Here is a 14,710-nt window from a genome sequence, read left to right as displayed (position 1 = left end):
CTATCACGGCTGAACTTTAGGTGATAAAGCGTCTAAGTTTTTTTCGGTTAATGCTTGAATTGATAAAATAACATGATCCCAGGAATTAGTATCTGTTGTATCAAGTGAGGCAAGAAGTTGATAAAAATTTTCTGTTTCAGGCGCTCTGTGGCGTATTTTATGATGGAAAAACCGCGCTAAATTAGAATCGGATTTTTTCCATTTAGCAAATATTATAAGCTGTGTGACTACTTCATTTGGTGATGATTCTTTATCTGCGGCAGCCTGATTAAGCATGTTTTTTATAAAATCTAATCCAGCTATATGCCCGCCGCTTGACGAGTTACAGAAGGATTTAATGGTTTGTAAAAGCGTTTCTGATTTTAAATCACCTGGAAACAATCGTTTAATAATAGCTTTTTTTTCTTCTCCTAATAAACCTGCTAGGGCATGCTTTTTAATAAGCATTAAAGAGACTTTGGCAGTTTCTATTTGATCAGGAGCTGTTTTTTTAAGTGATTTAGATTGTTCACGCTTAGCTAATATTTTTACTAATTCTTCAAAAGCTTTGTCTCCCATAAGAGTTAAAGTTTCTAGCTTACATTCAGCAAGCTTAGTAGATGATAAATTATTATATGAATCTTCTATGCACTCAAACACCCCCGATTTAAAGTGATTAAAGGCGTTGCCTTCATATCCTAATCGCTTTAAATAAACGCTAGGTGACTCTAAATTAATTTGTTGTTTTAAAGCACCAGTTTCATTATTAATTGTTTTACGAGTGGCTAGCATAAAAGGAATTGCAGGAGATAGCTCGTTCCAATTACCACGCAGATTGGCAGTATCTATTCCAGCAACTAAGATATATAATGTGGGTTCAATATTAGCACTTCGACTACGTTCTATTTCTGCACGCTGTAAATATTCTAACATTTCCCAAGATTCAATATATCCCCTTTGCGGTAAGCTATTAGGCGTTTTATGGTGATAGAGTTCATAAGCGTTTATATCTATTTGGAAAGGCAGCGCTTCCTCCTCCCCATTTGCTCTTTTTTGTAAAAGCTGCATATCCTCTATAGTTGCTTTAGCTAGTTCTAAACGCTCTTTAGCATTAAAAAGTGAACGATGATAGGTTTTACCGTTTAGCTCTACTTTAGGATATATTCGTTGCTTAATATAAGCATCATTGACCAGTGAAATCATTGGCCTTTGGACATCAAAACCAAAGTCATTTGTTAAAATTGCTTTAGCTTGAGATAAAATATTTATTTGTGCGGCTGTTAAAGGATTGGCAGTAGTAAATAAGATGGGTATTACTTTTGGCATAATATCTTTATCCATTAAACAAATCGCGTTAAAGCTTTAAATTTAAACAATAAGCAATATTAAAGCAATAATAATGATTTAAAAAGGGGTAATTTGGTCGCATATGAACCAAATCATATGAGTTAAATGATTTAAATTAAAATAGCTTATTCATTCTTAATTTTTATAGCATACTCTGCTCTCTTAATTACAAGCAATGCGTTACTAACTAATTAGTAACGCATAATAGGCTCAATTTTTAATTAGGCCCCATTGCTGAAGGAGAAAGGGCTGGAGCTAGAGATTTAGCTTCATTTTTAGGACCTTCAATAAAGAAACGTGTACCTTTAGAGTAATTAGAAAGATCTTTATCCTGCGCCTGGGTTTTTGGTTGCGCAGAGCTCCTAGAGCCAAACATTGTACTGTAACTATTTAAATTCTCATCATTAGCTGCAGATGGCTTATTGTTATGAGTGGGCTTATTCGTCTCTTTAGAAAATTTATTACCTATTATTCGTGCGGTATCGAGTAAGTATAATGGTGCATTTAATATGATAAGGGTAGCGACCTTAAGGCCTGCTAAAGCAACTATTCCCCCTAAGACGAAAATAGCATTTAAATTCTTTGCTACTTCAATAGCAGCAGTAGCTGCTAACACTATAGGTGCTAATAGAGCTACAATAGGACGTGCGATGAAAATTGAAAACAGTTTATTAATTACGCCTGCAGGCAAAGGCCCAAAGACTTTATTTTTAAATACGGTAGCAATCGTAGTGAGTTTATTAAAACCTGTAAGATGTTGTTTATAACTTGCTTTCTCAATATTAATTCGTTGCTCTTCTTCGATAGCTTTTGGTGATTTACCTAACTTTTTAGCTAATTCATTAATATAATAGCGTTTGTAATCTTCAACCGACATCTGTTTAATTTCTTGTAATTGTTTTTTATAAACTTCGGCTTGTGCTGGCTCTTTGGCATGATTTATCGATTTTTCCAAATTTTTAATAAATTCATCTTTAAGTTTTGTATAATAATTTTCTTCAGCAATTTTAAATCTAATAGGCTCACGTACCAAATGCGCTGTTAAATTTTTAAGGTCTCCGCCTAGAACAATGTCTCTTAATACTTCTTGAATTTTATCTAACGTAGAAATGGCATTAGCAACTATAACAGCCATAGCCAATAAACCAATAACAGCAACTGCTAAAGTAATATTGATAAGCCAGGAAGCTATAAAAACTAAAGCCTTAATTGGTTGATAGTAACGTCTGTAAAGCTTTAAATGATAACTAGCTTGATCTAGTAATTTAACAATAAGATTTAGCGTGTTATCAACAGGATCGTCTGCAATTTCATTAACAATATTTTTCTTATTGTAATGTGTATTTAAAATCTTAAAAGGCTCATCAACAATTTTTTTAGCATTTAAAAGTGAGTAAAGTTCTTTTTCATTGGTTTCAATTTTATCTGGGTGTAGGCTAATGGATAGCCTTTTGTAGAACTGTTTCTTTTCATCACCTTGAAGCTGATTAAGAGCAGAGACAATAATAGTTTCTATTTCTTTAATTATCTGTACTGAGTTGGTATTTTGATTATTTTTTAAATAATTTATTATATTTTGCACCGTCTCTTTAGCAATTTGATCAGCTAAACTCATAAGCAAAACCTCATGGTGTCATAAAAAATGCCACATTGTTTCACAATTATGGTATGAGATCAATTGTTGACAATAGAAAGAAAGCTAAGGTAGCGTTTAAGCTGTCATGTTTTAAAAAATTACCCTAAGCTTTAAATCAACTTAGGGCAATGTTTTATGAGTTATGAAGTTTTTGAAAGTAAATCTATAAGGTAGCTTCTTCTAAGTCTAAGCCAACAGGGTCATGTTCAGCGGTGTTTAATAAAATTTGTGATAGAGTCAGTACCATTATGCTTAATGGTAAAATAAAAATTAAATCAAGAGGAAAACTTAAGACCCCAATACCACCAAATGAACCTAAATAAGAAATAGTAAGTAAGGCAATCATATAAAAGACAAACCAAAATAGGCGTAAATCACAATGAAAGATGCTTTTACGATGATAAGCGAGACAAATCACTAAGCCGATAATTAGCGCTAAATCAAGTTTCCATAAGATAGAAAAGCCACACCAATATAACATTAAATTACAAAAATAAAAGGCCATATGGCAACAGATTAAAGCACATTTTAAACGAAATGGTCGTTGAGTAGTTGGTTGTAACTTACGCATCGCTAATAGACAAATAGGGCCGATGCTATAAGAAAGAATGCTAGCTGAGGATAAAAATGCAACTAATTTTTGCCAGCCAGGAAAGGGCAAAAACGATAATATACCTACTAAAAGATTGGCATACAAAGTGACATAGGGAATCTTATGACGATTAACTTTTAAGAAAATTTTAGGTAAATGATTATTAAGTGCCATACCATATAAAATACGTGAAGTGGCTGCAGTATAGACAAGCGTGGTACCAAATGGTGAAAAAGCGGCATCAAAGAGTAATAAACTGGCTACCACTGTAAGGCCAAGGATTAACGTTAAGCCTACCAAAGGTCCACTATCACCAGGGTAATTTAAATGCTCCCAGCCATGAGTTAAATATTTCGCTGGCACCGCAGCAAGAAAGCTAAGCTGTAACATAAAATAGAGTAAAAATCCGATAAGAACTGCACCTAAAATAGCAATAGGAATATTGCGTTGAGGATTTTTAACCTCACCTGCTAAAACCAGTCCATTTTGAAATCCAGTAAAAGCAAAGGCTACGCCACCGGCTGAAAGGGCGGTAAAGATAGAAACCCAATCTGAGGCGCTTGACAAATGAATAGAGATATTATTTAAATTAGGCGCATAATACAAAAAAGAAACAATAGCGATGCTAGGTAAGACAAACTTAATAATGCTTGCATACTTATTACATTCAGCCAGCATTTTTATTCCATAAGAATTTAAAAATACCACAAACAGCATAATCACCATAGCTGCTATATAGCCATAACCAGATAATTTAAGTGTTGCTGCATCATTAACAGTTAAGATAGGAAAAAAATGACTGCCATATTGTAATATCGCTTGTATCTCGATAGGTGTCATAACAACATAAGAAAGCCATGAAGTCCAAGCAAAAAGAAAGCCTACCTCTCGGCCATGCGTATAGGTTGGATAATTGGACATACCGCCTGAGATAGGAAACATACTTCCTAATTCGCAAAGTGGAAGGGCGATAAAAAACATACAAAAGGTAGCTATAATCCAACTAACCAAGGAATTGCTGCCAGCCATTTGCGCACTAATATAAGGGCTAAATAACCAACCTGAACCAATCATACCTCCTGCAGCTGCAATTAAAACATTAGTTGTAGAAATATCGCGTTTCAGCATGATTTCATCCTTTCTAAATTAAAGTGGCTGCCAGTTTATAAAGCTTACTTTAATTCTACAGCTAGCTAATTGGATTAAACGGCTTTTATCTAGGTATAAACATTATATCCAAGTTTTTTGGAGATCCTATAGACTAGGTAGCGTAATCAATAATTAAGCTTCGTACTGATAAAAAATGAAAAAGCTCTTTTAAATTTTCTGCCGACGTCCCGCGACTTGTTCGCGGGATCCAGGACATCAGTTAAAGCACTGGATCTTTAAACAAGCCACAGGACATTAATCTTAAGAAAAATTAACTTACAATAGGCCTTCATTTTTCTCAGTACAAAGATAATTAAGAAAATTATAATTATAAACTTACTCTTATTCTTGAAAGGAGGGAAGAGTTGTTAGTAATTTTTATAGTTTTAATGAGTAAAAATACATTTTAACTTATTAACTTTAAGCTAAATAACCTAAATTATATCCACTTGTCTCTGATATCTATCAGGTAATAAATGAAGTACTAGAAAGCTAACTATTTCAAATGTTAACCACCTTAAGTGGACGGCCTCAAATTTATAAAAAATAAGTAATTCCTCGCTTAATAAAAAACTAGCCCAAAGACCCATACTAAGCATAAAAGCCAAGTGGATAGTGAACCAGGTTTGATAGCCTAATAAAAAACGAAAGAAACTAAGACTAAATAAGAGCGCTGATGTAAATTCAATAACAAGAATAGCTATAAATATTATATTTAGTAAACTTTTAGAGATAGAGTAAACAGCTAAGGCTGCTTGCACTTCTGTGTAATTATTGGAGCGAAATGTTATGTCATTAATAAAGTGATTAGCAACGAGAAAATCACCTAAATTCGACAATGCAGCTAAGAAAAACCAGCAGGCTAAAAAAAATAGTAAGCTTAATTTAATATAATGAAGATTAGAAATATAACTATTTAGTTTCAATGTTTATCTCTTTATAAATAGAAATTGTAGTTATTTGTATGTATTTAAGTAACTACTGAAGCGTAATTCATTATTTTAGTTTTAAAACGCTGAAATAATAATAGAACACTTAAGCTTGAGCCAATAATCATTCCGTACCAAAGTCCCTGTCCAGACAGCTTAAAATAAGTAGCTAAAAAATAACCTAAAGGTAATGAGATAACCCAAAAACTGATTACAGAGATAAGTAAAGTAAAATGGGTATCTCTCAAGCTTCGCAAGGCGCCAAATAAAGCAATTCTTACAGCTTCCATTAGTTGAAATACTGCACATAAACTTAAGAATTGGGTTGCATAGTGTATAATAGTAAAATTTTTAGCTGCATAGAGATTAAAGTCGAGCCCAATAAGTAAAGTAGGGACAAACCAATACACTAAGCCAATAAAAAACATGAAAATGAAAGAAACGAAAATACCAGCATAAGCAGCGTATTCAGCTGCTTTTCTTTTGCCAGCTCCTAATAAATGTCCCATCCTTACTGTAATAGCTTGCGCTATTGAAAAAATAATACTTATTAAGGCACCTAAATATTGTAAGGCAACCTGATTGGCAGCTAATATCTGACTGCTAAACAAACCCATAATTAAAGTTAATACAAAGAAAAAGCCTACTTCAACGCAATACATAAAACCCATCGGCGCACCAATACGAATTAGCTCCAATAAATAAACCGGCTTTGAAAAGGTAAATATTTTTTGAAAGTAGGGCTTATTTTCTTGATTAATTAAAAGATAGCTAACTAAAATTACCAACGTTAACCAATTACTAAGCGCAATACTCCAACCAGCACCAGCAATACCTAAGGCAGGCAGACCAAATTTGCCAAAAATTAATGCAAAGCTTAAAAATATTGTTGAGGTTACCGATACTAAACTGAGTTTAAAAACAAGCTTAGTTTGTCCTAAACCTGTAATAGTTTCTAGTAATGCGGTGACAATAAAATTTGGTAAGATACCAAAAGTTAGACCATGTAAATATGATTTTGCCAAGAAAACAATATTAGGTTTTTGCCCAAGCCACAAAAAGATAGTAGCCATATTCCAAAATAAAAGAACACTAGGTAGAACTAAGATAAGTGCTAGCCAAAGTCCATCACGAATAACTTTAGTAATACCAGGATAATCTTTAGCACCAAATTTGTGGGATACGAGTACATTAATAGAACTTAAAAGACCAAAAACAATAACCGCAAAAGTACCCGATAACCAGCTTACTAATGCACCAGCAGCTAAAATATCCGAACCTAAATGTGCTAAAAATAGTGTTTCAAAAAAAAAGATACCAGATTGTACTAAGCCGGTAGCAGCCAGTGGCAATCCTAGTTTAAGGAGAGGATATAAATTACCCTGAAAAAAATTCATAAACCATGCTCTTTAGTAAGTTGCTGCATAAAATAAATTATTAGCTCATAAATATCGGCTTGTTGATTAGGGCGCTTAGCTGAACTTCTACTTAAACAATCTAAGAGAGATAATAAATTGAGCAGGTAAATCGTTGTTTGCCAATGTGGGGGTAAAGTATAGCTTAAAGTTAAACCCTTTAAAAAAGCATCTTGAAAATGAGAAGGAAGATGATGCGCATAACGCAACATATTGGCTACATCAAAAAGTGGCGAGCCAGAAAAAGCAAATTCCCAATCTAAAACGCCTGAAATCTGCCAGCGGCCTTCTTGATAATTTACTAAAATATTTGCTGGATCAAAATCGCCATGTACAAGTTGCTTTTCGTCTAAAGAAGGAAAAAAGGATTCTAGTTGTTGAAAGTAATAAGTTAATCTAGCTGTGTTGCTCTGCCCTAAGAGAGTAATAATATAATCCTTATTTAAACAATTTAAGGCGTATTCTAAATAGGTAGTGGTTAGGGGCAGCGGTTGTAGTTTATTATCAAAAAAGCCCCCTTGCCTAAAAGTATAAGTATGAATTTGGTTGGCTAAAACACCTGTATCAAACATTAATTGTTTAATATCAAAGGCTTGATCGCTCAATAATAAGTCACGTAAGGTAATACCTGAAAGATATTGATTAAAAGCAAATTGATAATTTTGATAGTGGCCAATAAAATAAACTTCGGGGATAGGTATAGTTTTTTTATCTTTAAGCAAAAGGCTTAACTGTTGTTCTCGGTAAGCTGCTTTAAAATCACGTAAATATAGGCGCAGAATATAGGGATTTTCATCAATATCCACATAAATTTTATAATTTAAATTGGCACAGCCGCCAACAATACACTCACATGAATACATTGTTTTAGTTGGTAAAAATTGTTTAAGCATTGCCTCGATAGTTTCATAAGGAAGCTTTAATGCAAGATCAGTTTTTTCCCAGTTTTGTTTGAAAGTCACTTATTATTTACTCTTTATCTATTACTTTGACCTAACTGCTGAGAGTAATTTAATTTATTTATTTTAACATAGTAGATAAATTAAATGCAGCCTAAATACATCTCTTTAGATAAGCGATAAAGTACATGATGTCTTAATGGGCTAGCTAGGCTAATATTCGGATGTTCAAAGTCATCATTTGCATTGTGGTGGAGACCTATTCGTTCCATCACTCGGCGCGAAGGCCAGTTATCGGCCGCTGTAAACGAAACAAGTTCCTTTAAGTTCAACTGAGTAAAAGCATATTGTAATACAGCTTTTGCTCCTTCCGTTGCGTAGCCTTTGTGCCATTGTGTAGAAGCCAGACGCCAGCCAATCTCAATAGCAGGCGTAAAATGTGCTACAAAGGAAGGCGTAAGTAAGCCAATAAAACCAATCATGTCAGTAGTTTCTTTAAGCTCAACAGCATAGAGAGAAAACCCATAAGTATTAAAATGCTCTATACAGCGTTTAATTAATTGTTTTGTACTATGGCAATTACCTAAGCTTGGCAAGTATCGGCAAACTTTAGGATCCTGATTAATACAAGTTAAGGGAGCTAAATCGGTATCTTTCCAAGTACGAAGTAATAGCCTTTGCGTTTCTAAAACAATCATGTTATCTCACAGTGCAAAATTAAGGATTAGAAAGCTAGTAATCACTATTGAGCTTTATAAAAAATATATTAATTAATCATAAATTTAGTGATTAAAATACTTAAAATATAAGAGCTTAAATTAGAGCATTATGAGCTTTAGCAATATCGACAGTATACTCCTGGTACTAGCTACTATATAAAAATTATTAATAATTTAATTCACTATAAACTCATTTTTTAAGTTTACTACTTATAACTGGATATTATTTCTTAAAACATTATCTTCTAATGAAATTAATTCATTTAGGCAAACAAAAAATCTTGCTAATTTGCTTAACTTTGTTTTATCGTTACTGTTAAGTTAATTTCAGTGGAATAAATCTTCATTTATTAGCAATTCTTTATAGTTAATTTTATTAAAAGGGCATTATCTTTAATTGTTTATATCGTTGGAATCAGTTATATGATTCAGGAATGTCTTTATGCGACTTAATAAATTAGTATTACATTGTTATAATCTCCAAAAAGAAAAAGGTGTGCGCAACCCACTAGATGATTTTATTCGTGATGTTAATCCAATAATTCTTTCAACATGTATGCGCCATATTTATGTATTTGATCCCTCACAAATCGAAGCGTCTTCATTAGAAGATCTATTGTCTTTTTTAGATAAACCACGTTTACACCAAGCTAAAATACAATATGATTGCTTAGAAGGAATAGAAGGCTATTCTTTCTTATTAATGTGGGCAATTGGTGCATTAAATAAAAATAAATTTTTAGAAGATCACCGTGTATTAGAGGCACTTCGAAAAACTTGCCGAGATTATGAAGGAAAGCATTCAGGAAAGAAAAAAGAATCTTATCAAATAAATAAAAAATTTTTAAATGCTCTTTTATTAGATGCTAATCGATTACACAAGGTTTTGCTTACTGATTTTACTATTAAAGATAAATCAATTCAGGAGAAACTAGCAATTAGTGAGCAATTTAAAGCTGCTTGTGATCAATGTGCTGAAATGAGAGATAAGAACTTTTTAGATAATCTACCTTTATTTGATTATCGGCATTTTTTCTCCAAAAGATTTGATTTACTTCTGGCTATTAAGCAGGCTTTAGAAGGAGCTAAAGAGAACTTAAATCATAAATTAATGCAAAAAAATGCAAAAAAAGATAAACAATCGTTAAGGTTTTTTTCTAAAGATTTAGACAACCCACATAGTCAGCAAGAACAAATAGAGCTTAAAATTTCTAATTTAGAAAAATTACTTTTAAATCTAGATTCACTTATTCAAGAGTCAGCAGAGTATGATAATGAATCTATAACTCCTGAAGTATCTAATGCTGATGAATCCAAGCATTCTTTACTGAGATGCGCAGTATAATTTAAAATATAATTTTTTCTAAGAGTTATAATACTTGCTTTATCATACTAAATGAAGCTGTTTTAGTGTGAATAGTCTTCATTTTATTGAGATTTACTTTGTAAGCTATTTTTAGCTATAAAGTAAATCTTTCTAATACCTAATAGATTTATTAAATTACTGTAATTTAACTCTTTATTCTTTATAAAAAATTATTAATCTTAAAATTTTTACAATTAATTAATACTTTTAATAAAAAAATTTTCAATTATAAAGCTAAAAACATCTGTTTTAAAATTCATTAAAATGCTATAATTTTAAACAATACTAACATTGTTTAGGCTTTTATTATGCAGAATAAACAGGACTTTGACATTATTGTTATCGGTGCAGGGATAGCAGGTCTACTTACCGTAAGAAAGCTAGCTAAATTAAAAATCAATGGTGAACCCGCAAGAATTGCTTTAATTGAAGCAGGCTCGGATGTGTTACCTATAATTAGCACAAGTCAAAATGGATGTAATAAATTACATACGGGTATGCATTATCTTAATGCAGAGAATAGTGACACTGCGAAGCACTGTCTAATAAATGCTATTGAATTTGCCAAGGAGTATAAAGACTTCATTGCTGGAGGAGAAAATTCGGAAAATCCATGTCGTGGTCGGCATTATATTCTTGATAAATCAATAGTGTCACCTCAAGAGGCAGAAAAAATAGCTGAAGAATTAAGACAGCTCTATCGGGAAAAAATAGGTGATTCTAGCAATAAAGTTTTTGGTGAACCTGAAAATTTTATCAAAAAACTTGAAGAAGAAGAGTATGATTTCTTTTCAAAAACTATACCTGTTTATGATTCATCAGGTAAAGAAACTACTGCATCGATTGCTATAGGCTATCAAACAGCCGAAGCACAACTTGATATTAATAAATTACAAGAGTACCTACGAACAGAAATTACTAAGACTCCTAATATTAAATTTATACCTAATACGTTTGTAACTAACATAGATTTAACACCAGATAGATTTGGCTATTATGTAGTAGCTAATCAAAAAAATACTCAAGTCGAATTAAGCAGTAGATGTGTTATTAATTGTGCTTGGCAAAATGCTCAATGGTTGGATAGAGGCATAGATCCTTATTCTGCAAACAATACTAAAACCGATACACCAGGCGTTAATCGCGTTAAAGTAAGCGTTGATGTAAAATTGCCGCCTAAGTATGAAAATATTAATACTTCTCTCTTTTCTGTGGGTCCTTATTTTTCAATTACTAATCTAGAAAATGGAATGGCACGTCTTACCAGTGAGCGAATTACAAATATAGCTCATTATCCAACTGGAACGAAAATGCCACTCGAGTTACAGGAGCAGATTGAACAATTACAACATGTGCCTTTGACTGAGAAAGGCAAAGAAATTGCCGAACAAATTATTAATGATGTGGCCAATTGCTTTGCAAGTGATGAGGATAAAGAAACCTTTCGGCAGGTAGAGATAGCAAAAGTTTGCGTTGGTATTGTTAACACTCCTACGAAAGGTCAACAATATAGTTATGAAAGTCTTTTTTCAGCAAATGGCAGTCATCATTCGCGCGAGTCAGATGGCGTTATTCATAGATTAACAGGTTATGTAACTAATTTAGGTATGAAGTTGACCTATGCACATTGCAATTCTGAAAAAGTAGAAAAACTTTTAACTGAGGATTTAGAAATAATAGAGCTATATGAAGAGGTTGTTAATATCATTAAAAAGAAGCTTAGTGAATCAAGTGAAACTGCTTATACAACTTATCAAGAAAGAATTGATAATTTATTATATGTTGAGTATCGTCAACAACTTGAAAAGATAATTCGCTTTAAGTTATCTGCTACCCCACTAAACAGTGCTTCTATCAAAGATGCTACTCTAGCTCCAAGTCCTGCTAAAATTTCAGAAGAAGCTGAAGGTATGATTGAGGATTTGATTCAGAAAATTTGTGATGAGCTTCCAAGAGATGGAGTTGAGCTTGAACTTGAGCTTAAGCTTCAAAGGAGCAAGTTAGCAGGTGGCCTTCGATTATTAAGTGAAGCTGAAGAAGAGGAAGAAGAGGAAAAAGAGGACCATTACTTAGATGGTCTTAAAAAACAAAAAACGGTTACAGGCTCGTTTAGCGGAGTACCTTTAAGAGGAACGATGTTTGCACGTTCAGCTCTATCAGGTAGTGAGGAAGAGGAGAGTAGTAAAATCAATCAAAGTACCCCTACCAAACCTCCCGTAATGGGACCTACCGTAATAGGCAGAAATCACGCTCATTCTACTAAATCAAATCATCTTTTTGGTCATTCTAAAGATGAGCCTTTAAATGTAAAAGACAAAAATGCAAAGGGAGCAAGTCAGGATTCGAATAATACATACCCATAAGGATAAGTGACAGCTGAATGGATAAATATATATTACTAAATCTTATTAACCATCTGCCTCATGCCATTTTTTGGAAAGATTGTAATTTAGTTTTTAAAGGTTGTAATAAGATTTTTGCTGAAAAATTAGGTTTTTCTGATCCAAAAGATATTATTGGCAAGACAGACTTTGATTTATTACCCATTGAAGCTGCAACTAAATATCGTCGCGATGATAAAATCGTTATAGAATCTGGCAAGGCAAAATTAGACTATGAGGAAACGTTTATTCGTCCAAATGGAGCTAAACGAACAGTTTTAGTCAGTAAAGTTCCTTTTTATAACGATAAACAGGAGATTGTCGGTATCTTAGGTATTTATACCGATATTACTCAACGTAAAAAACAAGAAGAACAACTTAGGAAAGCGAAAAAAAATTCTGAAGCGGCTAATCGAGCTAAAGATGAATTTATTCGTAATATGAGTCATGACATTCGTACCCCTTTAAGTGGAATCATTGGCATGTCATGCTTGATAGAAAAAGAAGCGCACACTCCAGAAGAGAAAGAAAATGCTCATATGGTTAATATGAGTTCAGAGCAATTATTATTATTATTAAATAGTGTACTTGATATTGTTGCGACCGGCAGTGCAAGTGAAACTAATGTTAAAGTTTCGACCTTTAATCTTTATGAATTTATTCAATATTTAGGCGATTTGGAATTGCCTGCAATTAGAGTTAAAAATCTTAATTTACAAATTAATATTGATAATAATGTACCTAAATTCATTCAGACCGATCAAACAAAATTGCATCGTATTTTACTAAATTTGATTGGCAACGCTGTAAAATTCACAAATAAAGGCATAATTGAAATTAAAGTTCGCTTGAAGAAACAATGCGGCAATAAAATTAATTTAGAATTTATAATTCGTGATACAGGTATTGGTATTAAACCTGAAGATAAGCAGAAAATTTTTAACCGATTTTATCGTGCTAATCCTTCACCACAAGGCATCTATTCAGGATATGGAGTAGGTTTACACATTGTTAAGAAGTACACGAGGCTTCTTAAAGGACATATTGAAGTAGAAAGTAATGTAGGCACTGGGACTAGCTTTAGTATTACTATCCCAGCTTATATAGCCACTGTTAAATCTAATTTAATTGAAGATAATTCTGTGCTTGAAGAAGTTGGAGTAGATTTAGTAAATTACCAGGAAAACAAGAAACCTTATATCCTTATTGTAGAGGATAATGCAATTGCTTTAAAAACTGCAGAGACTATTTTAAATCAGGCTTACTGCCAATTTCAATCAGCCTGTAATGGTGCTAATGCGATAGAGCTTTTTAGAAACCAAAAATTTGATTTAATCTTGCTGGATATAGGTTTACCAGATATTTATGGTAATGAGTTAACAAAAATTTTTAGACGTATTGAACACGAAGAAAATAGAGAACCAACTCCTATCGTAGGTTTAACAGCCTATTCACCAGCGAATACGGAATCGGTGTTAATTAAAGCTGGTATGAATAAAGTAATTACCAAACCCTTTAGATTAGTAGCATTAAACGAATTATTAGCTATATTTGTTAACAATAAGTTAATAGCTAACGAAAATGATTCTACAGCTGATACTTTAGCTAAAGTCAATCAATATGCGCTAATAGATATAGAACAAGGCATGAATACAATTGGTTCAATGACAGGTTTAGTAGAGTTATTACAAATGCTGCTCGATGAAACGCCTTCCCATCTCAATGAGTTAGAGCAAGCTTGGCTTGAAAAAAATTTTTTACAGATGAATAAAATTATTCATAAAATGAAAGGTAGTGCGTTATGCTGTGGTGCTATCCAGATGCAAGTCGCCTGCCAAATATTAGAAGAAAAACTAAGCAAGTTAACTCTAACTGGAATTAATAACTTATATAGCCAATTTATTTTAATTGCTAAACGTACTCTTGTTGAAGTTAAAGCATGGCTAGCTAAAAATAATTCTTCATTGCAATCCTCTAATTAATAACTATTACTATAGTTTATATTTAAAAAATCATTGAAGCAGAAAAGGCTGGATACCGCGAACAAGTCGCGGTACGTAGGCGTAAAAGTCATAAGGGAAGTAAGTTGTGGTACATAGAAGAATAAGGGCAGTACGTTAGAAGGGTAGCTAAGGTTTTTATTTTATGTATTAATCAAGCTGAGATGAAGTAAATTACATTCTAGAACATAAAAGCGCTAGTCGAATATGAGTTGATAAAATTAATAAAGGGCTGTTTTCGACAAGCAGCCAAAAATTTAGAGATTCAATTTTCAATTGAGATTAAAGAAGTAAGTTC

Annotated in this window: 10 protein-coding genes; 3 read left to right on the top strand and 7 right to left on the bottom strand. The window is 32.7% G+C overall.

Annotated elements, in window-relative coordinates; translation table 11 throughout:
- Nucleotides 1-3: 3 nt before the first annotated feature.
- The 7 genes from ACNVED_RS11825 to ACNVED_RS11795 form a co-directional block, all read right to left on the bottom strand.
- Nucleotides 4-1,305: a hypothetical protein gene (locus tag ACNVED_RS11825; protein WP_419419217.1), complete on the bottom strand. Its 1,302-nt coding sequence runs from the start codon at nucleotides 1,303-1,305 to the stop codon at nucleotides 4-6.
- 238 nt (nucleotides 1,306-1,543) lie between these two features.
- A complete protein-coding gene (locus tag ACNVED_RS11820; RefSeq protein ID WP_419419216.1) occupies nucleotides 1,544-2,941 on the bottom strand; it encodes a hypothetical protein in 1,398 nt (465 codons plus the stop codon).
- 184 nt (nucleotides 2,942-3,125) lie between these two features.
- Complete coding sequence (locus ACNVED_RS11815; RefSeq protein WP_419419215.1) at nucleotides 3,126-4,682, bottom strand: APC family permease; 1,557 nt, start codon at nucleotides 4,680-4,682, stop codon at nucleotides 3,126-3,128.
- Between the two features lie 455 nt (nucleotides 4,683-5,137).
- The gene (locus tag ACNVED_RS11810; RefSeq protein WP_419419214.1) at nucleotides 5,138-5,629 is read right to left on the bottom strand and encodes a hypothetical protein; all 492 of its coding nucleotides are present in this window, start codon (nucleotides 5,627-5,629) and stop codon (nucleotides 5,138-5,140) included.
- Nucleotides 5,630-5,673: 44 nt separating this feature from the next.
- Nucleotides 5,674-7,029 carry an MATE family efflux transporter gene (locus ACNVED_RS11805; RefSeq protein WP_419419213.1) on the bottom strand — a complete coding sequence of 452 codons (1,356 nt, stop codon included), beginning with the start codon at nucleotides 7,027-7,029 and terminating at the stop codon, nucleotides 5,674-5,676.
- The gene (locus ACNVED_RS11800; RefSeq protein ID WP_419419212.1) at nucleotides 7,026-8,009 is read right to left on the bottom strand and encodes a phosphotransferase family protein; all 984 of its coding nucleotides are present in this window, start codon (nucleotides 8,007-8,009) and stop codon (nucleotides 7,026-7,028) included. The genes ACNVED_RS11805 and ACNVED_RS11800 overlap by 4 nt, the downstream gene beginning before the upstream one ends.
- Nucleotides 8,010-8,089: 80 nt before the next feature.
- Nucleotides 8,090-8,644 carry a GNAT family N-acetyltransferase gene (locus ACNVED_RS11795; protein WP_419419211.1) on the bottom strand — a complete coding sequence of 185 codons (555 nt, stop codon included), beginning with the start codon at nucleotides 8,642-8,644 and terminating at the stop codon, nucleotides 8,090-8,092.
- Between the two features lie 463 nt (nucleotides 8,645-9,107).
- On the opposite strand from ACNVED_RS11795, the gene ACNVED_RS11790 reads away from it, so the two are divergent.
- The 3 genes from ACNVED_RS11790 to ACNVED_RS11780 all read left to right on the top strand — a co-directional run bounded on the left by ACNVED_RS11790 (nucleotide 9,108) and on the right by ACNVED_RS11780 (nucleotide 14,394).
- On the top strand, nucleotides 9,108-10,010 hold the full coding sequence (locus ACNVED_RS11790) for a hypothetical protein (RefSeq protein WP_419419210.1): 903 nt from the start codon (nucleotides 9,108-9,110) through the stop codon (nucleotides 10,008-10,010).
- A gap of 329 nt (nucleotides 10,011-10,339) precedes the next feature.
- Complete coding sequence (locus ACNVED_RS11785) at nucleotides 10,340-12,394, top strand: FAD-dependent oxidoreductase (RefSeq protein ID WP_419419209.1); 2,055 nt, start codon at nucleotides 10,340-10,342, stop codon at nucleotides 12,392-12,394.
- Nucleotides 12,395-12,411: 17 nt separating this feature from the next.
- Entirely contained in the window at nucleotides 12,412-14,394 is a 1,983-nt protein-coding gene (locus ACNVED_RS11780; protein ID WP_419419208.1) for an ATP-binding protein, read from the top strand.
- Nucleotides 14,395-14,710 lie beyond the last annotated feature (316 nt).

The sequence above is a fragment of the Legionella sp. D16C41 genome, assembly GCF_048541585.1.
GTDB lineage: Bacteria > Pseudomonadota > Gammaproteobacteria > Legionellales > Legionellaceae > Legionella_C.
The sequence above is the reverse complement of the archived record's forward strand: the minus strand, read 5'-3'. Positions and strand labels throughout refer to the sequence as shown.